Annotated in this window: 22 protein-coding genes and 1 pseudogene; 15 read left to right on the plus strand and 8 right to left on the minus strand. The window is 37.3% G+C overall.

From position 1 onward, the window contains the following. Nucleotides 1-20 precede the first annotated feature (20 nt). The 4 genes from BW935_RS12905 to BW935_RS12920 all read right to left on the minus strand — a co-directional run bounded on the left by BW935_RS12905 (nucleotide 21) and on the right by BW935_RS12920 (nucleotide 2602). Entirely contained in the window at nucleotides 21-911 is an 891-nt protein-coding gene (locus BW935_RS12905) for a Ppx/GppA phosphatase family protein (RefSeq protein WP_076502070.1), read from the minus strand. 99 nt (nucleotides 912-1010) lie between these two features. After that, the gene (locus BW935_RS12910) at nucleotides 1011-1226 is read right to left on the minus strand and encodes a hypothetical protein (RefSeq protein WP_076502072.1); all 216 of its coding nucleotides are present in this window, start codon (nucleotides 1224-1226) and stop codon (nucleotides 1011-1013) included. 50 nt (nucleotides 1227-1276) lie between these two features. Next, nucleotides 1277-2263, minus strand: coding sequence for a TerC family protein (locus BW935_RS12915; protein WP_076502073.1), 987 nt, complete (start codon nucleotides 2261-2263; stop codon nucleotides 1277-1279). A gap of 57 nt (nucleotides 2264-2320) precedes the next feature. Continuing rightward, entirely contained in the window at nucleotides 2321-2602 is a 282-nt protein-coding gene (locus BW935_RS12920; protein WP_076502075.1) for a DUF202 domain-containing protein, read from the minus strand. A 125-nt stretch (nucleotides 2603-2727) separates the two neighbouring features. On the opposite strand from BW935_RS12920, the gene BW935_RS12925 reads away from it, so the two are divergent. After that, nucleotides 2728-3210 (plus strand): deoxycytidylate deaminase, encoded by a 483-nt coding sequence (locus BW935_RS12925; RefSeq protein WP_076502076.1) that lies wholly within the window; start codon nucleotides 2728-2730, stop codon nucleotides 3208-3210. Here BW935_RS12925 and murB read toward each other — a convergent pair. After that, entirely contained in the window at nucleotides 3207-4250 is a 1044-nt protein-coding gene (gene murB / locus BW935_RS12930; protein WP_262484365.1) for a UDP-N-acetylmuramate dehydrogenase, read from the minus strand. The genes BW935_RS12925 and murB overlap by 4 nt on opposite strands. Before the next feature lie 61 nt (nucleotides 4251-4311). On the opposite strand from murB, the gene BW935_RS12935 reads away from it, so the two are divergent. Beyond that, entirely contained in the window at nucleotides 4312-5253 is a 942-nt protein-coding gene (locus BW935_RS12935) for a succinylglutamate desuccinylase/aspartoacylase family protein (protein ID WP_076502080.1), read from the plus strand. A 16-nt stretch (nucleotides 5254-5269) separates the two neighbouring features. Here the strand turns inward: BW935_RS12935 and tamL are convergent, their stop codons facing one another. After that, nucleotides 5270-7684 carry a translocation and assembly module lipoprotein TamL gene (gene tamL / locus BW935_RS12940; RefSeq protein ID WP_076502081.1) on the minus strand — a complete coding sequence of 805 codons (2415 nt, stop codon included), beginning with the start codon at nucleotides 7682-7684 and terminating at the stop codon, nucleotides 5270-5272. 17 nt (nucleotides 7685-7701) lie between these two features. On the opposite strand from tamL, the gene BW935_RS12945 reads away from it, so the two are divergent. The 3 genes and pseudogenes from BW935_RS12945 (at nucleotide 7702) to BW935_RS12955 (ending at nucleotide 10239) form a co-directional block, all read left to right on the plus strand. Continuing rightward, on the plus strand, nucleotides 7702-8442 hold the full coding sequence (locus tag BW935_RS12945) for a TrmH family RNA methyltransferase (RefSeq protein ID WP_076502083.1): 741 nt from the start codon (nucleotides 7702-7704) through the stop codon (nucleotides 8440-8442). An 11-nt stretch (nucleotides 8443-8453) separates the two neighbouring features. Then, nucleotides 8454-9449 carry a bile acid:sodium symporter family protein gene (locus BW935_RS12950; RefSeq protein WP_076502084.1) on the plus strand — a complete coding sequence of 332 codons (996 nt, stop codon included), beginning with the start codon at nucleotides 8454-8456 and terminating at the stop codon, nucleotides 9447-9449. Between the two features lies 1 nt (nucleotide 9450). Continuing rightward, nucleotides 9451-10239, plus strand: a pseudogene (locus BW935_RS12955) (PhzF family phenazine biosynthesis protein). Between the two features lie 59 nt (nucleotides 10240-10298). Here BW935_RS12955 and BW935_RS12960 read toward each other — a convergent pair. Continuing rightward, nucleotides 10299-11378 carry a 3-oxoacyl-ACP synthase III family protein gene (locus tag BW935_RS12960; protein ID WP_076502086.1) on the minus strand — a complete coding sequence of 360 codons (1080 nt, stop codon included), beginning with the start codon at nucleotides 11376-11378 and terminating at the stop codon, nucleotides 10299-10301. A gap of 395 nt (nucleotides 11379-11773) precedes the next feature. Between BW935_RS12960 and BW935_RS12965 the strand changes: the two genes are divergently transcribed. From BW935_RS12965 to BW935_RS12995, 7 genes are all read left to right on the plus strand, one after another. Further along, nucleotides 11774-12106 carry an arsenosugar biosynthesis-associated peroxidase-like protein gene (locus BW935_RS12965; RefSeq protein WP_076502087.1) on the plus strand — a complete coding sequence of 111 codons (333 nt, stop codon included), beginning with the start codon at nucleotides 11774-11776 and terminating at the stop codon, nucleotides 12104-12106. 27 nt (nucleotides 12107-12133) lie between these two features. After that, nucleotides 12134-13177 carry an arsenosugar biosynthesis radical SAM (seleno)protein ArsS gene (gene arsS, locus BW935_RS12970; protein WP_076502089.1) on the plus strand — a complete coding sequence of 348 codons (1044 nt, stop codon included), beginning with the start codon at nucleotides 12134-12136 and terminating at the stop codon, nucleotides 13175-13177. 3 nt (nucleotides 13178-13180) lie between these two features. Next, complete coding sequence (locus tag BW935_RS12975) at nucleotides 13181-13801, plus strand: TIGR04282 family arsenosugar biosynthesis glycosyltransferase (protein ID WP_076502090.1); 621 nt, start codon at nucleotides 13181-13183, stop codon at nucleotides 13799-13801. Then, nucleotides 13798-14769, plus strand: coding sequence for an arsenosugar biosynthesis arsenite methyltransferase ArsM (arsM, locus tag BW935_RS12980; protein WP_076502092.1), 972 nt, complete (start codon nucleotides 13798-13800; stop codon nucleotides 14767-14769). The genes BW935_RS12975 and arsM overlap by 4 nt, the downstream gene beginning before the upstream one ends. Nucleotides 14770-14937: 168 nt before the next feature. Beyond that, the gene (locus tag BW935_RS12985; protein ID WP_076502119.1) at nucleotides 14938-15534 is read left to right on the plus strand and encodes a DUF6134 family protein; all 597 of its coding nucleotides are present in this window, start codon (nucleotides 14938-14940) and stop codon (nucleotides 15532-15534) included. Continuing rightward, nucleotides 15534-16226: a TIGR04283 family arsenosugar biosynthesis glycosyltransferase gene (locus tag BW935_RS12990; protein ID WP_076502093.1), complete on the plus strand. Its 693-nt coding sequence runs from the start codon at nucleotides 15534-15536 to the stop codon at nucleotides 16224-16226. Before BW935_RS12985 ends, BW935_RS12990 begins: the two co-directional genes overlap by 1 nt. Before the next feature lie 14 nt (nucleotides 16227-16240). Then, entirely contained in the window at nucleotides 16241-17317 is a 1077-nt protein-coding gene (locus BW935_RS12995) for a VOC family protein (RefSeq protein ID WP_076502095.1), read from the plus strand. Nucleotides 17318-17507: 190 nt separating this feature from the next. Here the strand turns inward: BW935_RS12995 and BW935_RS13000 are convergent, their stop codons facing one another. Then, nucleotides 17508-18842: an amidohydrolase gene (locus BW935_RS13000; RefSeq protein ID WP_076502097.1), complete on the minus strand. Its 1335-nt coding sequence runs from the start codon at nucleotides 18840-18842 to the stop codon at nucleotides 17508-17510. Between the two features lie 88 nt (nucleotides 18843-18930). Between BW935_RS13000 and BW935_RS13005 the strand changes: the two genes are divergently transcribed. From BW935_RS13005 to BW935_RS13015, 3 genes are all read left to right on the plus strand, one after another. After that, nucleotides 18931-19893: a YheT family hydrolase gene (locus BW935_RS13005; protein ID WP_076502099.1), complete on the plus strand. Its 963-nt coding sequence runs from the start codon at nucleotides 18931-18933 to the stop codon at nucleotides 19891-19893. A 372-nt stretch (nucleotides 19894-20265) separates the two neighbouring features. Beyond that, entirely contained in the window at nucleotides 20266-23310 is a 3045-nt protein-coding gene (locus tag BW935_RS13010; protein ID WP_076502101.1) for an Eco57I restriction-modification methylase domain-containing protein, read from the plus strand. 28 nt (nucleotides 23311-23338) lie between these two features. Beyond that, nucleotides 23339-24334 (plus strand): AbiH family protein, encoded by a 996-nt coding sequence (locus BW935_RS13015; protein WP_076502103.1) that lies wholly within the window; start codon nucleotides 23339-23341, stop codon nucleotides 24332-24334. Nucleotides 24335-24612 lie beyond the last annotated feature (278 nt).

The raw sequence follows: 24612 nt of genomic DNA on the forward strand, positions 1-24612 counted from the left end.
CAATCAAAGTGAGGCATTTTTTATTTGACTACTTTCTTGATTTTATTTCTTTCGTATAGCACATTCATCAATCCATCTTTCAGTCCTACATCTGGTACGATCATTTTTTTGGATGCTGCTGCTGTCATAGCTGCAAGATAAATTTTGCTTGCAGGAATGATAACGTCTGCCCGATCAGGATTCAGGTTAAGTTTATTGATTCTGTCCTCGTAAGAAAAAGACTCTAGGTATTCTTTAATTTCTTTAATCTTTTCTGGACTGATGTATCTTTTATTCTTAGCTGGATTTGATAATTCAAAAATTTTATTGATGTTACCTCCTGTTCCAATACAGGTGATTTTGTCTTTATTGGTGATGTTTTCTTCTATGAATTTATTCATACTTTTCCATACAGAAAGTGGGATATTGTCATCCAATGCTCTGACCGAACCAATTTTAAAAGACTTTGAAGCAATCTTTTGCTTGTTTTTATAGATATTAAGCTCCGTACTACCACCACCCACATCGATGTGTAAATAAGGTTTTTCATCTATATATGACCACAATGCCAAATTGATTAGCTCCGCTTCTCTATTTCCGTCGATAATTTGGATTTTCAATCCAATATCCTGCTTGACTTCATCTGCTATCTCTTTTCCATTGGCAGATTCACGCATGGCAGAAGTTGCACACACCATGTAATCATCCACTTCGTAGAGGTCAATCAAAAGTTTAAAAGCCTTCATCAATTTTACAAACTTCCTTCTGTTCTTATCACTGATTTTTTGAACATGGAAAACATCCATACCTAATCTAAGTGGAAAGCGAAGGTATTCTAGTTTTTTGAAGGTGGTTTTATCCTCGTAGTGAGTTACATTGGTAATTTGGAGCCTGATGGCATTGGATCCGATATCTACTGCTGCTAGTTTCAAATCAATATTTTAAATTAATGAAACAAATGGTTGAAAAGGTGTTCAATTACTATTTGAGAAATCAATTCTAAATTAATCAAAAATAGCGGCTAAGAACTACTAATTCTTATTTTTTCTTCCTCCCACAAGTAAGATTATACCTGCAGCTACACTAATTCCTCCAGCATAATTAGGCCAGTTGACTTCATTTTCTTTGGTTTTGTTGACTTGTATTGGTCCAGCGTCAATGATATTTTCTTCCGTATTGAAACTGATTCCTGAAAAAATGAACATCGCAATTCCGATAACTATCAAAATAATTCCCAAAGCTCTCATAGTTTGTTTGATTGGTTTCTGTATCCATTAGGAGCAAGAAGCTTACCAAACTATGAATTGGAGTGAAGTGACTTATACCGGTTCCATGATGCAATGATACTTATCAAAAGAATTCCAAACACAACTGATAGCGAAATATAAGATGGAAAATGATAAGCAGCAGAAATGATCATCTTGAAACCGATAAAAATCAATATAAATGAGAGCCCATGTTGCAAGTAATGAAACATCTCAAAACTATTAGCTAGTAGAAAGTACAGTGCCCTAAGTCCAAGTATCGCAAATATATTGGAGGTATAAAGGATAACAGGATCATTTGAAATAGCAAAAATGGCAGGAATGGAATCCACAGCAAATAATAGATCAGTAAACTCAATCACTGCGACTACCACTAGTAGTTGTGTCGCAAATCTTTTTCCATTAATCCTTACAAAAAACTTCTCTCCATGGTATTTTGGATCTACTCTGAATAGTTTGTGAATGAGTTTAGTTCCCAAAGATTTTGAGAAGTCTTTTTTGTCCTCAACCTCTTCGTCTTGCTTCCAAGTCTTGATGCCAGCATAGAAAAGGAAGATTCCAAACATGGTCAATATGATATTGATATGAAGCTCAATACCAAATAGATAAAAAGGTTCAATGAAAGTTAATTCTATTAAAGTAACACCAAAGAAAATGAAAATAGCTCTCATGATGATAGCTCCTAAGATTCCGTAAAACAAGACTTTGTGCTGGTATTTATCTGGTACTTTGAAAAACTTAAACACCAAGATAAAAACAAAAAGATTGTCTACGCTGAGGGCTTTTTCAATCAAGAATGCGGAGTAGTACTGAGAAGCTTTCTCTAGTCCAAAATCCCAATAAACATACAAGCCAAATAGCAGTCCGATCCCAATCCAGACGATTGACCAATTCAGAGCTTCTTTAGTAGATACTTTGTGGGCTTCTTTATTGAAGACTAGTAAATCAATAGCAAGTAGGGCTAAGACAATAATGGCAAAACCAATCAGGGCATAGCCTTCATCTTTTAGATATTCCAAAGGTAATTTGTTTATTCAGTGAGGATTATTAGTCAGGCATATTCGAAAAAAAGGTCTTTACATTTTAATGTAATTACCCTTTTTGAGCTTTTTTTTGACCTTGAAATAATTGAAAAAACCAAGAAAGATCAATCCTATACTTAATGCAAAAGCTAAATATCCCAAGTCACTGATATGGCTAAGTACATTTACCTCCATCAAAGCAGTACCACTGACCAAAAAGTAAAGCGAAGTTCTGATATAAGAGAGGAGCGTCCTGTCGTTGGCCAGGGTAGTCCTTTGCCTCGCTAGATAATCTCTTACGATCATTTGCTCTTCAGTTAAATTCTCCTTTTCCATTTGCTACTTGATTAGATTACAAAAGTAGGAAATTATTTACTTTAAAAACTGTAGCATAAAACCAGAAAACCATTAAGATTTGTTTTCTTTGCTATCTAATTCGATTTATATTAATCCATTCAGGAATGAGCAAGCCTAATTTTGATGATATTTTTATGGAACTAGCTGTGAATCTTGCAAAAAGATCACATTGTATCAAAAAGCATGTAGGGGCTGTGCTGACAAAAGAGACTAGAATCATATCCATTGGTTATAATGGGCCTCCGTCAGGTACCCACAACTGCGACGAGGAGTTTCCACATGAAGGTTGTGCCCGAGATAGTAAAGGTAGTTGTACACTTGCTCTTCATGCAGAACAAAATGCCATTTTATATGCAGTCAAGAACAATACTTCGGTGGAAGGATCCACGCTATATGTGACCTTGGCTCCCTGCCTAGCCTGCGCAAGAATTATCTTTTCCATGGGTATCCAAAGAGTCATATACATGTATTCTTACGCTGAATACAAAGGATTACCATTCGATGAGGGCTTAGAGTTCTTAAAGAAATTTGGGGTGGAAGTTGATAAATATGGAGTCGAAATTAAGATTGAAGACCCCTTGATTTAAATGAAATTAACCTCTGGATGAAGTAAAATCCCAAATTTTTCTTGAATTGAGGTTTGTATTTTTTTACTGAGATTGGCTATTTCTTTTCCATCTCCATCTCCATAATTGACTAAGACAAGTGGTTGTAGCTTGTGTACACCAATCTTACCAAAAGTTTGTCCCTTCCAGCCAGCTTGTTCGATCAGCCATGCTGCTGCTACTTTTATGCCATTCTCATTAGGGTATCCGGGAATGTTTGGATACTCAGATTTTAGCTTATCGAACTGCTCTTGAGAAATTGTCGGATTTTTGAAGAAACTTCCAGCGTTTCCAATTACCGCGGGATCTGGCAATTTACTTTGCCTGATTTGGATTACAGCATCTGATATTGCTTTGATGTTAAGCTCTTTGATACCCATAGTTTGCAATGTTTCTTCGATAGCGCCGTAAGAAATATTGAAAATAGGATTCTTTTTTAACTTAAATGAAACTTTGGTGATGATGTACTGATCCTTCAGTGCATTTTTAAAGACACTTTCTCTATAGCCAAATTGACACTCATTCCAATCGAACACTTCTGTTTTACCAGAATCTCTATTGATCGCTCTGAGAGTATGAAACACTTCCTTGATCTCTATGCCATAGGCACCGATGTTTTGCATTGGAGATGCACCTACTGTCCCGGGAATTAGCGAAAGATTTTCAACACCAGCCCAATTCTGCTCAATACAATGCAGTACAAATTGATGCCAGTTTTCTCCAGCACCAACTTCCACGAAAACATCTTCTTTTGATTCTTCTATCAAGTTTATCCCACTTATTTCCATCTTTAGTACAAGCGCATTTATATCCTGAGTCAGAAGGATATTACTTCCTCCCCCTAGAATCAGTAATGGAATATTCCATTCTTTGGCCTTCTCCAAGGCTTCTAGGACATCTTCTTCGGTATTTGCAATAGCAAAAAATTTAGCTTTTTTATCAATTCCAAAAGTATTGTATGACTTTAACGAGATGTTTTCTTGTATATTCATGGCTGAAAATTCTTCTTGCGAATTAAGCAAGATTTTACCCAAATAGAAAGATTCGAGACGTATATGTCACTTTAATTAAATCTGTTCCAGAATGAAAGAAATGGTAATCAACGGAGTAAGAATAAGACCAGGTCAAACTGTCAATATAGAAATTGCAATTGCAAGGTTGCCCACCCATACATTGATTGATCTTCCAGTTTTCATCAAAAGAGCAAAAGAAGATGGTCCAGTTGTCTTGATCTCCGGAGGTGTACATGGTGATGAAATCAACGGAATCGTAGCCGTAAAGAGGATGCTGGAGGAAGATGAAATCACACCTTCAAAGGGAACAGTGATATTGATTCCGTTGGTAAATGTATATGGTTTTTTGAGTAATTCCAGAACCTTTCCTGATGGGAGAGATTTGAATAGGAGTTTTCCAGGCAGTAAAAAAGGTTCATTAGCTTCTCAGATTGCGTTCATCTTGACTAATGAAATCATCCCATTGATAGATTATGGTATAGACATGCATACTGGAGGGAGGATGCTGTCCAATTACCCTCAAATCAGAGTAGACTACAAAGACAAAAAAGGCGTTGAACTAGCTAAAGCTTTTGGGACACATTTTATTTTGAATTCTCCTCATATTGATAAATCCTTCAGGAAGGAAGCTTATAAAAAGAAGAAAAGTATTCTAGTATACGAAGGGGGAGAGTCTATGCGTTTGGATGACTTTGCAGTAGAGGAGGCAGTCGCAGGTACGAAGCGTATGCTTCATTACTTGGGTATGTTGGAAGCTGCTCCTGAAAAGAAGGACTTGACCATGATAGCTGAAAGCTCTTGGTTGAGGGCAAAGATTTCAGGAATTTTTATGACCTCAGTGCAATTGGGAGATCACGTCAAAAAAGGGCAAATTCTGGCTAGAATCTCAGACCCTTACGGGCAAGTAAAAGTGCCTATCAAGTGTACAACCAATGGATTTATCGTGGGACTTAACAACAATCCAGTCGTGAATGCTGGCGATGCCTTGGTACATATTGGGAAAGCAATCTAGATAGAATAACAGTTGATTAGAATGGATACCCGATCCCTATATTGAAGACAGTTTGGCCTCTTTCACCTAGAAAGCCATTGAAGAAATTACCAAGGATAAATCTTTGGCCCTCTTCTCGTGCGGGATCTACAGCTTTGACGCCCATATCCAGTCTTAGCACCAAAAAATCAAAATCCATTCTCAATCCCAGACCTGTACCTACCGCAATCTCCTTGTAAAATCTATTGAACTCAAAGTTAGCCCCTGGTCTAGTAGGATCATTGAGAAAAGTCCAGCTATTTCCAAAATCAATGAAAAAAGCTCCGTCAAAATAGCCATATAGTTTCCTTCTATATTCCAGCATTCCTTCGAATAGAATATCTCCCGGCTGCTCAAATCTATAATCAAATGAACCGTCTTCATTTAACGGAGGTGTATAAGATCCTGGGCCAAGTCGTCTAGGTTGCCAAGCTCTGATACCGGTACTACCCCCAGCAAAGAAATATTTTTCATAAGGTAAAATTCCATCACTAATGCCATACGGTTTGGCCATACCCAAATTGAGCCTATAAGCAAAAGTCTGTTTGTTGCTCAGTGGGATATATCTCCTAAAGTCTGCTTGAAATTTTAAGAACTGGAAATACGCAAGGCTTCGATTTTCTATAAATTGCCTATTGACAAAATTGAGCGCCGTCCCACCACTTTCTAAGAAAAGTCGTAAAAGTGAAGCACTGTTTTTCTGAAAAACGCCATACTGATTGAAGTTGATGATAACTTGTCCTGAGATGCTACTTACATATGAAGGGAGAAATGAATTGATAAGGTTATTTCCTTGATTTTGAAGGTCTTCAAGTATTTCTCTGAAATCATTACTTAAATTAGATCTGATAAAGTTAGCATCGACTAAGTTGAGCGAGAATTGCTGTCTAAGGTTTCGTGTGTTCCAATTGTAGGCAAGGATTCCATTGACACTTTCCCTGTTGTATTCAGGCCGATCTACATAATTGTAACCAATCAAAGTTCTAGTCCTGGGATTGTACCTTCCAAATCGCTCTAGAGCAAATTTATTCATTGGCACCAAAAACTGCGGGAAGATAATCGATGCGGAAGTATTCAACTCCCTGGATCTGAAAACACCACCTTCGCCTGTTGCTGATACAACACCTTCAAGACCAGCTCTGAAGTTAAACTCAAAGATCTCTGCTCCTCGAAATAGATTTCGATTTCTTAAAGAATGACTAAAAAATGGTCCAGGAACTTGCTCTGTGATACTAGCACCAAGTTGGTTTGTGATCAGGTATTTTTGATTTGGTTGTGTAAAAATCCTTGGCCTTAAGACTGTTCCCAAGGTATCAAAAGAAATATTAACAAACCTAAAGAGATCCAAATTAGCTAACTGCCTTTGCGTCTCTAATACATCTGTTTTATTATAGAGGTCACCTTGATTTAGGAATATTCTTGAAGAGATTATTTTTTCGGAATAGCGATCTCGATAGATTTTGAAATTGATGTCCTTGTATTTCGACTTCGTTTCTTCTTCAAAGAAGCTGTCTCCCGAAGGCGCGTCAATAGAGAAGTAGATAGAGTCTAGGGTGTAAACTTTGTGGAAATCATTGGCCGCTGGTTTTCTGATGACCTGCTCTATTTGAACAGTTTTTTCAAGAGTGTCTTTGTAGACATTGTATTCAATGTAGGATTTTGAAAAAGTATAATAGCCGTTTTCCTTTAGGAAGTCTTCCACACGCTGACGCTCCCTAGATAGTTGTGCTTGCTCGTATCTGCTTCGAGTTTTGATTTCGGAACGCCTTTTATTTTTATCTAGAAGTAGATAAATGTTTTCATCATCTGATCGAGAGTAGACAGAATCAATGACATATGGTTCATTTTCAGTAAGTAAATATTTTATCCTAGCTTTTTTACCATCATAGTCTACAGCATAATCTACTTCGTTTTCAAAGAAACCATTATTGGATAAGTAAAAAGAGATTTGCCTTCGTGAATCCTCAGTCTTGATGCTGTCATGGATTACTCTTGGGTTGCCAGTTCGCATGAAAAAGTTTCCAAACTCTAATTTTTTTTCTATTGAAGTGATTTGATTATTGATTTTATTGAATCGCTTGATTTCCCTTCGGGATAGTTCCTCTTCCTTCTTGGTTAAAAGTGCTTTCCTTTCTTTTTCTAAATTCTCTTTTCTTTGAATGTGAACGGTACTATCAAAAGTCCATTCTCCAAATCTATAAAAGGCTACCCCAATTGATGTATTTAAAAATGGAATACGGGTATTGGGTTCTTGCTTGATCAGGTTAGAAATTGCATCCTTATCGCTCTTCTCTACACCTTCTATTTGTACTTGATAGACCAAATATTCGTTTTCCTTCAAGCCCTTGGTCAAAGAACATGAAGAAATCAAAAAAAGGAGAAAGATAAAGTTTATATATTTGGCCTTATTCACTATTTGACGCTCACCGAATGTTAAGCAAAAATACGCTTAAGTTTATTAAATCCTTGCAACATAAAAAATTCCGTAAACAGGAAAACGCATTTTTTGTGGAAGGTAGCAAAAATGTAACGGAATTATTGGATTCAGATTTCGAAATCACATATTTATTGTACACAGAGAAGTTTGAAACAGAATATAGAAATTTGTTAAGAGGTTTCAAAGGAGAGGCTTTTCTTGTGACTCAAAAAGTACTAGAGTCAGCGGGATCTTTTCAGTCCAATGACAGTGCCTTGGCCGTGGCAAAGATTAAAGTCAATGATCCACCCCAAATATCTAAATCAGAATTGATGCTCGCTTTGGATGATGTGAGGGATCCTGGGAATTTAGGTACGATTATCAGAATTGCTGATTGGTATGGAATCAAGCATATCATTTGCTCAGAAGAATCGGCTGATATTTATAACCCAAAGGTACTTAATTCCAGTATGGGAAGTTTTACAAGAGTGAATGTGTATTATACCGATTTATATACCTATTTACCTACTTTGAACTTACCTATATATGGAGCCTTTCTAGGGGGGAAAGATATTCATCAACAAAACCTGAAATCAACAGGTGTTATTCTGATGGGCAACGAATCCAATGGTATATCAGATAGAATAGCAGAGCTTGTTACAGAAAGGCTGACAATTCCGCGATTTGGTCATGCAGAATCTCTTAATGTGGCCATAGCTACGGCTATCATTTGCGATAACTTCAAAAGATCATAAGTCATTCCCATATGTCCAATTTATTCGTTACGCTCAAAAAAGTTGGTCTCAATACCTTTTTCTTTCTATTGATTGGAGTGATCTTCTTAGCCAAACTGTATCCTGAGTGGGGTACTGCAGATAGCCCTATACCACTCAAGCCCATCACAGGTGTTGGCATTTCTGTCATCTTCTTTTTTTATGGAGTCAAGCTCAATCCTAGGAAACTGCTTCAAGATCTTTCTAATTGGAAGCTTCATTTGCTAGTACAGGGTACTACATTTTTGATTTTCCCTTTGCTTGTTTTGGTACTTTATGCGATTTGGGGTGATCAGAATTCTTACATATGGTTAGGGACTTTTTATTTGGCCGCTTTGCCTTCTACTGTTTCCTCTTCTGTGGTGATGGTTTCTATAGCGAAAGGCAATCTGCCAGCAGCGATTTTTAATGCCAGCATTTCGAGTATGGTTGGGATATTTATTACGCCTATTTGGATGGAGTTATTATTACCTGCTACTGCTATTGGATTTGATCTCACGGATACATTTATCAAACTCAGCCTTCAGGTTCTCTTACCTTTGATTGTTGGGCTTTTTGTGCATCAGTACCTATCTGCATGGGTTGGAAGGCATGGTAAGGCATTGAAAAACTTAGATCAGACAATCATCCTACTAATCGTTTTTACAGCATTTGCTGAATCCTTTGCTGAAAAAATGTTTGATGGAAAAACAGCAGGAGAGTTAATCACCTTGGGGGGCTTGATGTTGCTTTTCTTTTTGGTAATGATGTTGTTGATGGATTTCCTTGCCAAAAGCATGAAGTTCAATGATGCCGACAGGATTACTGTGCTTTTTTGTGGAAGTAAAAAGTCGCTTGTTCAAGGTGCTGTCATGGGAAGAGTGATGTTCCCAGACCCAGTCATATTTGGAGTGATTTTGCTGCCTTTGATGATGTATCATGCTTTACAGTTGATATTCGGAAGTGCGATAGCACAGCGTATAGGTGAAAAGATGAAAAATACCATTTGATATGAAACTGAGAATATACCAAGTAGATGCATTTACAGAAGAAGTATTTAAAGGTAATCCTGCCGCTGTGGTTCCTTTGAAAAGTTGGTTGCCAGATGAACTTATGCAAAAAATAGCCGCAGAGAATAACTTATCAGAAACGGCATTTGTGGTAGCAGATGGAGATTATTATTTAATCCGCTGGTTTACTCCGACAGTGGAGGTTGATCTCTGTGGTCATGCAACTTTGGCTACAGCACATGTTTTATTTCAGCATGAAGGGTATTCTGGCGATTTAATCAAATTCATATCTCCCCGAACTGGTGCTTTGGATGTGAGGAAAGAAGAGCTTGGAATGCTGACTTTAGATTTTCCAGTGGATGAGATAAAAAGGATTGACTTAGATTCAAGTATATTCCATGGTTTCTGGAAAGCACCAAAAGAGCTTTGGAGAGGTAAAAGTGACTATGTACTGGTCTATGAATCAGAAGATGACATACGCGATATCCATATAGATTTTAAAGAGATAGAGAAAGTAAAAACTCGTGGATTTATTGTTACTGCACAAGGAAAAGAAGTGGATTTTGTAAGCCGTTGATTTGGACCTCAAGTAGGAGTGGAGGAAGATCCTGTCACTGGCTCTGCCCATACTACATTGACTGTCCTATGGGCAGAAAAACTGAAGAAGAATAGTTTGACTGCTATTCAAATGTCTGCAAGATCTGGAAGTTTGATTTGTAAACTTGTCGGTGATAGGGTTCACATCAGTGGGAATGCAGTGACCTATCTTCAAGGTGAGATTTTCATTTAAAAAATCCCTGTCTGAGCTACTAACAGACGGGGATTTTTAATTCATTTTTTGACACTTCTTCAAGGAACCAGGTAAACAAATGCGTTTACATTCATTCCAGCACCTACAGAAGCAAATACCAAATGATCACCAGAATTGATATGGTGATTTTCTAATTCGCCTTTGATGATCATGTCGTAGAGAGTTGGAACAGTCGCTACTGAGTTATTTCCAAGCTTGGAGATGGTCATGGGCATGATAGAAGAAGAATCTTCAAGCCTTTGATCATAAAGTTTGAATAGCCTCTGAATGATTGCTTCATCCATTTTTGCATTTGCTTGATGAATAAGGACTTTCTTGATCTTTTGGATTGGAACCCCTGATTTGTCTATTGTAGCTTTGACCAGTGCAGGTACTGTATTGAGTGCGTATTCATAGAGTTTTCTCCCATTCATTTTCATAAATAAGGTGTTGTCTTCAAACTCGGGATGATAAGAAATATCCATTTTTAAGAAATGGGCTTCATTCAGTGTATCAGTTCTTGTTTTATGACAAAGTATCCCAAGTGCTTTTTCACTTTCCTTTGCTTCTAGGATTACTGCCCCAGCACCATCAGAATAGATCATACTATCTATATCGTGCGGATCAGCTATTCGTGAAAGATTCTCAGCTCCTATGACCAATACACGCTGAGCATCACCTGATTTAATAAAATAATTAGCCTGAATGATACCTTGTACCCATCCAGGACAGCCGAATGGTAAATCATAAGCTACGCAATCTGGATTTGCTATTTGAAGCTTATGTTTGACTCTGGAGGCCAAAGTAGGCACCATGTCCGATTTGATATTATCATGGAGGATGTCCCCAAAGTTGTGAGCGACAATAATATAATCCAATGATTCGGAATCAATCCGGGCGTTTTCAATTGCATCTTTTGCGGCAAAAAAAGCCATATCCGAAGTGTTGAGTTCTGGATTGAGGTATCTTCTTTCTTGTATATCAGTGATTTCTTGAAATTTACTCACGATATCAGGAACTGGTTTTTCTAATTTTTCTCCCTTTTCATTGATAAAATTGCGGTTATGGAAGCTTTCGTTCTTGACTATAATCTCTGGAATGTATTTTCCAGATCCAGTAATGATGCTGTAAATAGGCATAAAGAGTTTTTAATTGGGTGAAAATCTGGTTGGAGCCGAAATTTAAAAAATAAAAATTAAGGAAGCTCTATTTGAATCACAGCTTTATGATAATGTTAAAAATAATATTTTAATCAGAATAAAATTTTTAATAAAAATCATTTTAAGATATATTATTTTTTCATTGCAAACTTCCTAGGCAATAGAAATTAATCACTATCTTTTTTTAAGATTTCTGTGGATTCTTAGTTGTGTATCGTAGGAGAATGACCAGATGATAGAATTTGACATAATCACATAACTGCTTATTTAGAGATAATCATTTATTAGGATATAAATTTCTATAGAATTTATATTTCATTGAACATAAATCTATACCTTGAGCTTAATACGTATATCAACCAAAACTATCAAACATGAAGACATATTACAATCCTGAAGATCTTAAAAAATTTGGGAAAATTGGGGAATTTCAAAAATCCATGGCGGATAAATTCTTCGACTATTACGGAGAAGTTTTTCAAGAAGGAGCCTTGACAGCTAGAGAAAAATCTCTAATCGCATTAGCCGTCGCCCATGCGATCCAATGTCCATACTGCATAGATGCTTACACTGTCGATACCATGGAAAAGGGCTGCGATGAAGAGCAGATGATGGAAGCGGTACATGTTGCTGCAGCTATCAGAGGTGGCGCATCACTAGTACATAGTACCCAAATGATGAATAAAGTAAAAGAGATCTCTATGTAATCTCTTGTGAATTTTTGAAGACTAAACATGAAATCACTCAAAGCTCAACAACACCCGCTTTCTAAAATTGAATACGAATTAGAGGTCTTAGATACCCCGATCAAAGGAATTAGTTTTGCTGATAAGCTAGCCAATTCTAATCTTTTTCCTTTGAGTCCCACCCAAATTGATATCTTTCAAATCAATATGGGAAAAATGTGCAATCAGGTATGTAAGCACTGTCATGTAGACGCAGGTCCAGACCGCAAAGAAATCATGACCAGAGAAACCATGCAGCTGATTTTAGAAGTGATCAAAAAGGGTGGAATCAAAACGGTGGATTTGACTGGTGGAGCTCCTGAGATGAATCCCGAATTTCGCTGGTTTATCGAAGAGATTAGGAAAATCAGTTCAGAAGTCCATATCATCGTTAGGTGTAATCTGACCATTATTTTGGCAAACCCAAAGTATCATGATCTCCCTGAGTTTTATAAAAAACATCATATCGAGGTAGTTTCGTCTCTACCTTACTTTACAGCAGTCAAAACAGACTCCCAAAGAGGAGATGGAGTATTTGATAAATCAATCAAAGCATTGAAAATGCTCAATGAGGTTGGTTATGGAGCAGAGGGTACAGGACTGCAATTAAATTTGGTCTATAATCCCGCTGGGGCATTCTTACCTGCTTCCCAGGAAGGTCTGGAGCTAGAGTTCAAAAAACGTTTAAAGAACTCCTATGACATTACTTTCAATGCATTGTATACCATCACGAATTTGCCTATCAGTAGATTTTTAGAATACCTACTGAGGTCCGAAAATTATGATAGCTATATGGAAAAGCTCCTAGACGCTTACAACCCTGTAGCTGCTGCTAATGTGATGTGTAGAAATACGATATCAGTGGGTTGGGATGGATACTTATATGATTGTGATTTCAATCAAATGCTTGAATTAAAAGTAGCTTCTCCTACAAGTCAGCACATAGCAGACTGGAATAAAAAATCTCTTTTAGAAAGAGAAATTATCGTGAAGCAACATTGTTTTGGCTGTACTGCTGGAGCAGGGTCTAGTTGTGGAGGAGCTACTGCCTAAGTTATGGAAGAAAGTAAAAAAGCACTCATTGTATTTCAAAAAAATCCAGTCCTTGGCAAAGTCAAAACCAGATTGGCAGCGACTGTAGGGGAGGCCAAAGCCTTGGAAATATATATGCTGTTGCTTCAGCATACCTATAAAGTTATCAATCAACTAGAAGCCATCGATACTTTCATTTATTTCAGCGATCAAGTTGAAAATGGTCTGGAAGAAATGTTTGTGGATCGGGTAAAATTCAAGGTTCAGAATGGACTTGACTTAGGGTCAAGGATGAAAAATGCATTCGAAGAAATTTTTCAGCAAGGATATGATCAAGTCACCATCATAGGAACTGATTGCCCTGAAATCACCGTTGAATTAATCAATCAGGCGTTTGAGACTTTGGATTATTCGGATACCGTTTTTGGACCTGCTAGAGATGGGGGTTATTATTTATTGGGCATGAATCAGTTTATTCCCCATCTTTTTGAGCAGATGATTTGGAGTCACGACAGGGTTTTGATGGATTCCATCAAGAAATTAGACTTAAATAGAAATTCATTTACACTACTTGAGATGCTGTCTGATATTGATAATGAAGCAGATTGGATCAAGTATAAAAAAACACTTTCACAAACTATATGAGCACCTACTTAGAAACCACAGCAAATGTATACAGAGACGCAGCCTTGAAACCTGATGTGGGTTTATGTTGCACCACTACACCCATTTGGCAATTTCCAGGATTGAAGATCCCAAAGATTATGCAAGAAATGAATTATGGCTGTGGGAGCACAGTTCATTTCAGAGATTTGGTCAATGAGCCTAACATTCTTTATGTTGGAGTTGGAGGAGGTATGGAAGTATTGCAATTCTCTTATTTTTCCAGAAAAGAAAATGGGGTCATTGGGGTGGATATTGTAGACGAAATGATCCAAGCTTGTAATGCTAATCTTGTATTGGCTGAGCAAGAAAATGATTGGTTCAAAAAGGAGTTTGTGTCACTTAGGAAAGGATCAGCGCTAGCCTTACCAATTGCCGATGAAAGTATAGATGTTGCAGCTCAAAATTGCCTTTTCAATATTTTCACTAAAGAAGATCTTGCTTTGGCATTGAAAGAGATGTACAGGGTGCTAAAGCCACATGGTCGCTTGGTGCTCAGTGATCCTGTGACTGAGCAAGCTATGCCTGATAGTCTTAGAAATGACGATCGTCTGAGAGCTTTATGTCTGAGTGGCTCACTTTCTCTTCAAGAATATCTCAAGATGATCACAGATGCTGGATTTGGTACGGTTGAAATCAGAGCTAAAAGACCCTATAGAATATTGGCTCCTGGTCATTATGATACAGAGGAGATGATCTTTTTGGAGAGTGTAGAGGTGTGTGCCATCAAAGATCCAATGCCAGCAGATGGACCATGTGTATTTACTGGTAAAACAGCCATTTATTTTGGATCAGAAGCGTATTTTGATGATCAAAAAGGGCATGTGTTGATGCAAAATCAACCTCTTTCTATTTGTGATAAGACAGCAGCTGCCATTAAAAACCTTGGAAGAGAGGACATTTATATTACTGAATCAACTTTCTTTTATGACGGAGGGGGTTGTTGTTAGGCCAAAAATTCAGAAATTGTGGTTCAATGTTGTTTAGATTAGGTAAAGAGTTGATATAAACTTTTCCAATTTTTGATAAAAGTATCAGATATAATTTCTCAAAATTGAACTTTTGGGAAGTAATTCTCATCTAAACACTTTAGAATTATGGTTGAAAATATTTCAATAATGGGTTATCTTAAAAAAAATTTAGTTGGATTAGTCATTCTCTTGAGCTTACCTAGTCTAGCTCAGGAGAAAATGGACTTCGAAATCTCCGTTGCTGGATTCTCCATCGGTGAAATGACAGCTGTCAAAACGAAGAAAGGGGATGAATCATTTTATGACTTAAAGAGTGAAGTTAGTTTTTGGTTTTTTGGTAAAGTCAATGTGGATTATTCTATCAATTCTCATTTCAAGGGTGAACAATTGATCAAAGCAAAAGCAGAAACAAAAAGTAATAAGGGAGAGTTTGCTTCTGATATTGTCTGGAAAAATGATCGATATGTAGTAGAAGCAACTAGTTATCAATACGAAAAGGATACAGTGATCAATAATCCACTTTTTTTCAGCTCTGCAAGATTGTATTTTGAAGAACCAGTAGGTCAGAAAATTTTTATGGCAGAAAATTTTGGACTTCCATCTCCGATTACCAAATACAAAGATTATTATGAAGTCAATGTCAACGGTAATAAAAACAGATTTTACTATGAAAATGGTAAGTTTCTAAAAGCTGTCATGCAAAGTCCTATCAAAAATTATGTGATCAAAAGGAAAAGTCCCTAATGAAAATTTCAGTAATCATTCCAGTTTTGAATGAGGCAGAGAATCTCAAAGAGCTGTTACCGTTTATTTTTAAGTCTGGAGGGAGGGATTTGGCAGAGGTGATCGTTGTAGATGCTGGAAGCGAAGATGACACAGTACATATTGCCAGAAGCCATGGCGCAATTTTATTGCGCTCACAACAGAAGTGTAGGGCGGCACAACTCAACCAAGGTGCTGCTGTAGCCAAAGGTGGAATTTTTTACTTTGTACATGCTGATAGTAGACCGCATCCAGATTTTGCTAGAGATGTCTCAGAATCAGTTAAAAAGGGAAATTTAGCAGGATGTTATCGATATCAATTTGATTCTTCTAGTCCTTTGTTAAAAATGAATGCTTGGTTTACAAGATTTAATGGTATATTTTCAGGAGGTGGAGATCAGACATTGTTTATCGCAAGATCAGTATTTGAGGAGTTGAATGGCTTCGATGAGTATTATACAATCATGGAGGATTTTGAATTAGTTGGAAGAATCAAGAGAAAGTTTGGTTTTACGGTTTTACCAAAAACTATCCTTGTTTCTGCTAGAAAATACGAGACCAATTCTTGGTTGAGAGTTCAGTTAGCTAATTTGACAGTTTTCATGCTTTATTATCTCAAAATAAATCCTGATAAACTCAAATGGATCTACCGCAAAATGCTGAATTATAGATAATTGATTGTTTACATATGAGTCAAAGTAATGGGCTATTACCGATCATCAGCGGTATCCAACAAGTCGGTATTGGAGTGACAGATGCCAAAGAAGCATGGTCTTGGTATAGAAAGTTTTTCAAGATGGATGTGCCTATTTTTGAAGATGCAGCCACAGCAAACCTGATGACAAGATATACCTCTGAAATAGCACAGGAGCGCTTTGCAATCCTGGCTATGAATATGCAAGGAGGTGGTGGATTTGAAATCTGGCAATACACAAATAAAAAACCTGTTAAAGCTGATTTTGAATTAGCTCTGGGCGACTTAGGAATATTCGCTGTAAAGATTAGGACCAAGGATATTGAGAATACTTACAATTATTTTAAAGCTGAAGGGGCTCAAGTTTTAGGCTCACCCACGATATCTCCTTGTGGAAGGAAACATTTCTATGTTCAAGACCCTTATGGAAATACTTTTGAAATGGTAGAAAGTCCTTCTTGGTTCAATCTGAACAAGGATTATACAGGTGGAGTGGCAGGTGTATCAATTGGTGTGAGTAATATAGAGGAGGCGCTGAAGCTCTATCAAGGGATCTTAGGGTATCACCATGTAAGGTCTGATGAAACTAGACAATTTGAGGATTTGTTAGGCGTCAATGGAGGAGATGCCAAATTTAGAAGAGTATTGATTCATAGACCAGAGGGTAGAGTGGGAGCATTTAGCAAATTACTCTGTAAGACTGAAATTGAGCTTTTTGAAGTAAAGGGAAGAGTTCCGAAAAAGATATTTCAAAATAGAGATTGGGGGGATTTGGGTTTTATCCATGTGTGTTTTGATATTACAGGCATGAAGGAATTAGCTGAAAAATGTGCTAAAGCGGGCTTTCCTTTTACTGTAGATAGCAGCAATAGCTTTGATATGGGTAAAGCGGCAGGGCATTTTTCATACTGTGAAGACCCTGACGGTACACTGATAGAGTTTGTAGAGACTCATAAAATCCCAATCATGGAAAAATGGGGTTGGTACCTGAATCTCAGAAACAGAAAGCCAGATAAACCTCTTCCAAACTGGATGCTTAGGATGTTAGCCATGAATCGGGTAAAGTCTTGATCTAAGTAATTTTATTTGATCCCAGTTAATTTTCTTGCGTAGATATGAATGTAATAAAAAAGCGGTCTGATTTTCAGACCGCTTTTTGAGTTTAAATCCTATTGATTCCCTATGAAGAAAGTTTACACTTCAAAACTAGGGTAAAGATTCAAGGAAGTGGTTAACACAATGTCATTCAATTGTTACCAAATCAATTCCCTCTATCGATCATCACTTCTTTGTTTTTCAAAATATCTAGTGCAAAGCTGGTCATTGCTTTGACGCCAGTCTTGATGGTGGGTTCTGGGATTGGCGCAAAATAAGGACTATGCAACCCTGGAATATCTAGTCCTTTTGCTTTGGCTTCTTCTAGAAATTTTGGATCATTGGCTCCCAAGAAAAACATGCTGATTGGAATTTTTCTTTCTTGATTGCCATAGGCACTAAAATCTTCCCCAACCATCTGAGCAGCGACTTCTACTACTTTATCTTCGCCAAAAGTTTGTTGGAAAACACTCACCATTTGACCAGTCAGCGTGGCATCATTAATCAATGGCGCAGTAAATGGCTCTCTAATCCAATACTCGGGCATTTTGTCTTCCTTCAATCCCGCAGCTCTGGAGTAATTCTCGCTTATCTCTTTGATTCTGCTGATGATTTTTTCTCGGACATCAAGAGAATAAGTTCTAATGGTCAATTGCATCATCACTTCATCTGGGATGATATTGTGAACCGATCCCCCGTGGATAGATCCTACCGTCACTACTGCAGGATCAGTTGGTGTAAGTGTCCTACTGACAATAGTCTGATAGGCTTGAATGATCTGAGCCGATAAGACTACAGGGTCAATCGTCGTATGTGGCGCTGCGCCGTGACCACCTTCTCCGAAGATTTTGACATTCATCATGTCAACCCCTGCCATCAATGGCCCAGCTTTGTAGCCTATCATTCCGGCGGGTAAAAAGGGATCATCATGCAGGGCAATCGCATAGTCTGGATGTGGAAATTTTTCGTACAGGCCATCATTGAGCATGTTATAAGCCCCAAGGCCATTTTCTTCAGCAGGCTGAGCCACCATCAATACCGTACCTCTCCAGCTATTTTTGTATTCCATCATCATTTTGGCCGTGCCGACAAAAACCGACATGTGGATATCATGCCCGCAGGAATGGGTAATGAAGGTCTCTTTTCCATCATTAGTTACTCCCTTTTTCGTAGAAGCATAAGGCAAGCCTGTTTTCTCCTCCATAGGAAGTGCATCCATATCTGTCCGGATCAGTAATACCGGTCCAGGGCCATTTTGGAACATGCCGACTAGGCCATAGCCACCAATGTTTTCTGTGACTTCATATCCCAATGACCTGAGCTCTTGGGCCATTCTTGCAGATGTTTCTTTTTCTTGAAGCGAAAGCTCTGGATTTTGATGCAGCTCTTTGTAGAGTTGATCCAAATGAGGATAAAACTGTTCTATAGCTTGGTCTAAACTTTGAGCCGAAACCCCCAAATTGATCGCTAGGATACATATAATACCGATATATGATTTCATAATTGAATTTGATTTGATTAATGAATTAACAAAAAAATTCCTGATTAGCCCATATGTTTTTACTTTCGTGACTTAAATTCCTTTTATCATGCCTATTATTTCAAATTCAACTTACGGCAAACCACCGCTTCATCTTTTCAATGGACATTTTGAAACCATCATTCCGAGTATTTTCAGAAAGATCGATGGCGTAATGTATCAAAGAGAAAGAATTGATACACCTGACGGAGATTTTTTGGATTTGGATTGGTCGAGGATTGGAAGCAGAAAACTTCTAATCATATCTCACGGATTAGAAGGAAGTGCTGATAGACACTATGCCAAGGCCTTGGTAAAACTCTTCAATCAACACGGATTTGATGCTTTAGCGTGGAACAATAGAACTTGCAGCGGAGAGATGAACCTGAAGCCTATTATGTATCATCATGGTGCCTCTTATGATCTGAATACCGTTTTTGAGCATGTGGAAGGATCATTTGATTATGATGAAGTTTATTTGGTTGGCATCAGTATGGGCGGAGCACAGACCTTGAAGTTCCTAGGTGAAAAAGGAACTGACTTGAATTCAAAGATCAAAAAAGCCGCTGTCTACTCCACTCCCTGCAACTTGACGGATTCTGCTGCTACGCTCAATTTCAAAGGAAATGGTTTTTATAAGAAACGATTTTTAAATAAGTTGAAAGTAAAAATGCAACTCAAAGGTGAGCAATATCCCGAATTAATAGATTTGGAATTGCTGAAGCGAGTGGAGGACTTTGATGCCTTTGATACGCACTTTACAGCCAAATTGCATGGGTTCAAGGACGCTACCGATTTCTACCAATCTGTGAGCGCGGACAATTGGATGGAGCACATACAAATACCCACTTTAATCATCAATGCCCTCAATGATCCACTGCTCCATGATCGCTGCTATCCCATCAAGCTGGCAGAAAATTCATCCCATATTTTCCTAGAATTACCGAAAAGGGGAGGTCACACAGGTTTTACGGTAAGCGGGCAAGAGTTTACATGGTCAGAGATGCGGTTTTTGGAGTTTTTGAAGGGGTGAAATTTTTGCCAGAAAAATAGAAATCCATTTCTAAAAGTTCAACCCCACACGGGGTTTTTGCCATGCATCATTATTCATCCTTTCCCCTAGGTTTCACCTAGGGCTATTGAAAAGTTTGATCCTTTCAGCATCGGAAATGCAAATCAACATTTTATCAAATTACCGACCACGAAGTGGTCAAACTTTTCAATAACCGCGGGTGAAACCCGTGGAAAACGAAACAAACCCAATTTACCCCACGACCCCGAAGGGTGTCGAACTTATTTTACAAAAACTTTTTCATCAACCAAATCAAAATTTCAGAATTTGAATTTTTAGTTTCAACAGATTCAAATATCTTTAAGGATTAGTAATTTTTAATCAACCTATTGAATGGCTTTTTTCCAAAACTCAGTTCTTAAAAAATATCTTGCCACTCAAGATCAGATTCTTGTAAAAGAAGCATATACAGCTTATCAGAAATATTTTCATCATCCTCAGATTCGGGAAAATATCAGAGCGGCCAAAGAAGAACAATTTCAGGAAGGTTTTCTCCGAGAGCTTTTTGTCAATATTTTGGGCTATACCATCAACCCAAATCCGGATTATGACCTGACTACGGAGCTGAAGAATATCAAGGATGCAAAAAAGACCGATGGCGCGATTTTGAAAGACGGGAAGGCTTTGGCAGTCATCGAACTGAAGGGGACGGATACGAAGGACTTGGAAAAAATCCGTGATCAAGCCTTCAATTATAAAAACAATCAGCCCGAATGTGTCTATGTCATTACCAGTAATTTCGAGAAATTACGCTTCTACATCGACAATGCAGTTGATTTTTTAGAGTTCAATATTCTGGCGATGCAGCTGGAGGAATTCAAGGTTTTTTGGCTGCTGCTTCATAAAGAAAACCTGCTTTCGGGCATTCCCAAAAAGATCAAAGAACAATCCTTACTGGTAGAGGAGCAGATCACCAAGCAACTCTATGCGGATTATTCGGCCTTCAAGCAAGAGCTTTGGCAGGATATGGTCAAGTTGAACGCTGGCACTGATGAACTGGAACTCTACAAGAAAAGTCAAAAGCTCTTGGATCGGTTTCTATTTATCTTTTTTGCAGAGGATAAGGGTTTGCTGCCGCCTAATTCCATTATGGAAATAGTCACGCATTGGAACAAACTCAGCGATCTGGACGAATACAGACCTTTGTATCAGATTTTCAAAAAGTATTTTGGTTACTTGAATACAGGAAGGGTTCAGCCGGGAAAGGCAGAAATACACGCTTACAATGGCGGGCTTTTCGCTCCAGATTTGATCTTGGATGCACTGGAGATTTCGGATCAGGTACTGGAAAAGCACGTTCGAAAGCTGACCGAATATGATTTTGAATCCGAAGTAGATACCAATATCCTGGGACATATTTTCGAGCATTCACTCAATGATATCGAAAATGTCCGTGCCCAACTTGCGGGTGAGGTCGTGGACCGTTCCAAGACCAAGAGGAAGCGGGATGGGGTTTTTTATACCCCAAAATACATTACCAAATACATCGTAGACAATACCCTAGGGAAGCTGTGCACGGAGAAAAAAGCGGAACTCGAAATCATAGACGAGGATTTTGCAGAGGGCAAAAGAGGCAGGCAGAAGAAAACGATCCAACGACTCAAAGAAAAGCTCGATACCTATCGTACCTGGCTGCTACAGCTGACGATTTGTGATCCTGCCTGTGGATCAGGCGCTTTTCTAAATCAGGTCTTGGAGTTTTTGATGGCAGAGCATCGCTATGTGGATGAACTGGAATCCCAACTCTTCGATTCACCCTTGATCCTTCCCAATGTAGAAAACCACATTCTGGAAAACAACATCTTCGGCGTGGATATTAACGAGGAATCCGTACAGATCGCCCGACTTTCCCTATGGCTCCGCACTGCTAAAAAAGGCCGCAAACTCAGTAGTCTCAATTCCAATATCAAAGTAGGCAACTCCTTAATCGATGATCCCGAAGTAGCCGGTGACTTGGCCTTCAACTGGTCAGCGCAGTTCCCAAAAGTCTTTGCCAAAGGAGGGTTTGATGTGGTAGTTGGTAATCCGCCTTATGTGAGATCCCGTGATGAGATTTTAGATGACTATAAAGATTATTATTTATCAAATTTTAAATGCATTTATGAAAAGCCCAATCTTTATATATTGTTTATGGAAAAAGCTCTGGATTTAATCAAGGAGTCAGGCCAATTTGCGTTTATTGTTCCAAATGCTTGGCTGGGGATTGAGTCAGGTAAGCTTATAAGAAATTTATATTTAACTACTACAAGTATTAATTATTTAATATTTCTAAGTGGTAAAAGTTTTCAAGGAGTTGGAGTTGAAACTATGATTTTTATAATTAAAAATTCCAAACCTATATCAAATATTACAAAATATTTCACTGTTTTGAGCGATTCTATAGACGGTATTTATAATTCAATAAATCAAGAAGACTGGCTTAAAAATAGAGATTCATTCATTGATATTAAAAGTAATAATGATGATATCTCAATAATTCAAAAAATTAGTTCTTCACCATTTATAATAGAGGATAAATATGATGTAAGAGTTGGGATGCAAGCTTATGAAAAAGGAAAGGGTAATCCAAAACAATCCGAAGATGATGTGAAAAATCATATATTTGATTTTACGTATAAATATGATGAAAATACATTTAAGTACTTGGAAGGTAAGGACGTATTGCGATATGGTATTAATTGGTCAGGTTCTTGGTTATCATGGGGACCATGGTTATCACAACCAAAATCTTTTGATCAGTTTTCGAAAAGTAGAATTTTAATAAGGGAAATAACAGGGAAATTTCCAAATGTTTTATATGCTTCTTATGTAGAAGAAGTTTACCTAAACAATAAAAGTGTTATTAATATTTTATCAAAAAATAACGATTATTCTTTGAAAGCTTTGGTTGGGATCTTGAATTCTTCACTAATGTCGTTTTATCATATTCGTCAAGCTGCAAAGGGTAACAGAACTCTTTTCCCAAAGGTTGTAATAAAGGATATTAAGAATTATCCAATTCCTGATATTGATTCACAAATTTTTAATAAACTTTCAGTTTTGGTTACTGAAATATCAAATTTTTCTAATCATAATTTAGAGCAAGTGAGTAGCCTTGTTAATCTCCTTAAATCAAAATTCTCAATCGAGAAACCTTCCACCAAACTCCAAAACTGGCCTTCCTTAGATTTCAAGGGATTCTTGGGGGAGTTAAAGAAAGCCAAGGTCAAGTTAAGTCTAGGAGAAGAAGCCGAGTGGATGGCCTATTTCAACGAACAAAAAGCCAAAGCCCAAGCCCTCCAATCCGACATCACCCGCCTCGATCGAGAGATCGACAACCTGGTTTATGAGTTGTATGGGTTGACGGAGGAGGAGATTAGGATAGTGGAAGGGGATTAAAAATCTATTAATTAATTATAAAATATAAATGAAGATTCTATTTGTTTTAGGTAATGGTTTTGATTTAAGTTTAGGTATGAAATCAAAATATTCAGATTTCTTCAGTCATTTTAATTGTGCTAATCACGAAAGTGTTTTGATTAAAGATATTAAAGCAAAAATTAAAAATGATTACGAAAATTGGGCCGACTTAGAGTTAGCCCTTGGAAAATATACTGAGGAGATAAATACAATAGAAGAGTTTGATGAAGTCTTAGATTGTTTTAAAGATTCTTTAGCGGATTATTTAAAAGAAGAGGAAGAAAAATTAGACTTTGATTCAATAGATTTCTCATCATTACAAAATTATTTAATTTATTTTGAACGAAATTTACCACCAGCTGATAAACAGATAATTAATACTCATAAACATAAATGGGCGAGCAAAGAAGTTTCAATTGAAATTTGTACTTTTAATTATACCTATATTTTGGATAGGATTTTTAAAGATTATGAGCAAAATAATTTTATTGGCACGCATAAAAATCATTCAAAATATTATTTGAAAGGGCTTACTCACATCCATGGATATTACGATAAAGACATGGTTCTTGGGGTTAATGATACTTCTCAAATTGGTAATCTAAATTTTAGAGATGATTTGGATATAACTGATTCTTTGGTAAAAGAACAAACAAACATAGCTAATAAGTACCTTATTGAAAATCAGTTTAAAAAGCAAATTATTAATTCAAACGTTATAATTATTTTCGGGAGTTCAATAGGAGACACAGATAAGATTTGGTGGGAAAGAATTGGTGAGAGACTTAAGGGTGATTGTTACCTTGTAATCTTTACTCTAGGTAAAGAGATTTCTCCAAGGCATAGACAAAAGATGGTCAGATCTGAAAGAAAGATGCGAAAATATTTTTTGGATAAAACTAAATTAAATGAAAAAGAAAAATCTTCTATAAGTCAAAAAATAATAATACGATTTAACTCTGACTTTCTTAAATTTCCTCTAATCGTACCTACTTCGGAGTAAAATGACCCTTTAAGATTTTATGCATTTTTGATATTGATTATGGTCTTTATACTTTTTTGTATAACTTTCTTGAACGATTATTCATACTAAGTTCAACCCCTCACGGGGTTGTTGCCATGCATCATTATTCATCCTTTCCCCTAGGTTTCACATAGGGCTATTGAAAAGTTCGACGGCTTCACCTATAATACTCCCCAAAATTGAGACCAGAGGTTAAGTTAAAAAAAACCGTTTAAATTTAACCTTATGAACAAGCAAACAAGACGAAAGTTTTCTCC

This window comes from Belliella pelovolcani, assembly GCF_900156785.1.
In the GTDB taxonomy this organism is placed as follows: domain Bacteria; phylum Bacteroidota; class Bacteroidia; order Cytophagales; family Cyclobacteriaceae; genus Belliella; species Belliella pelovolcani.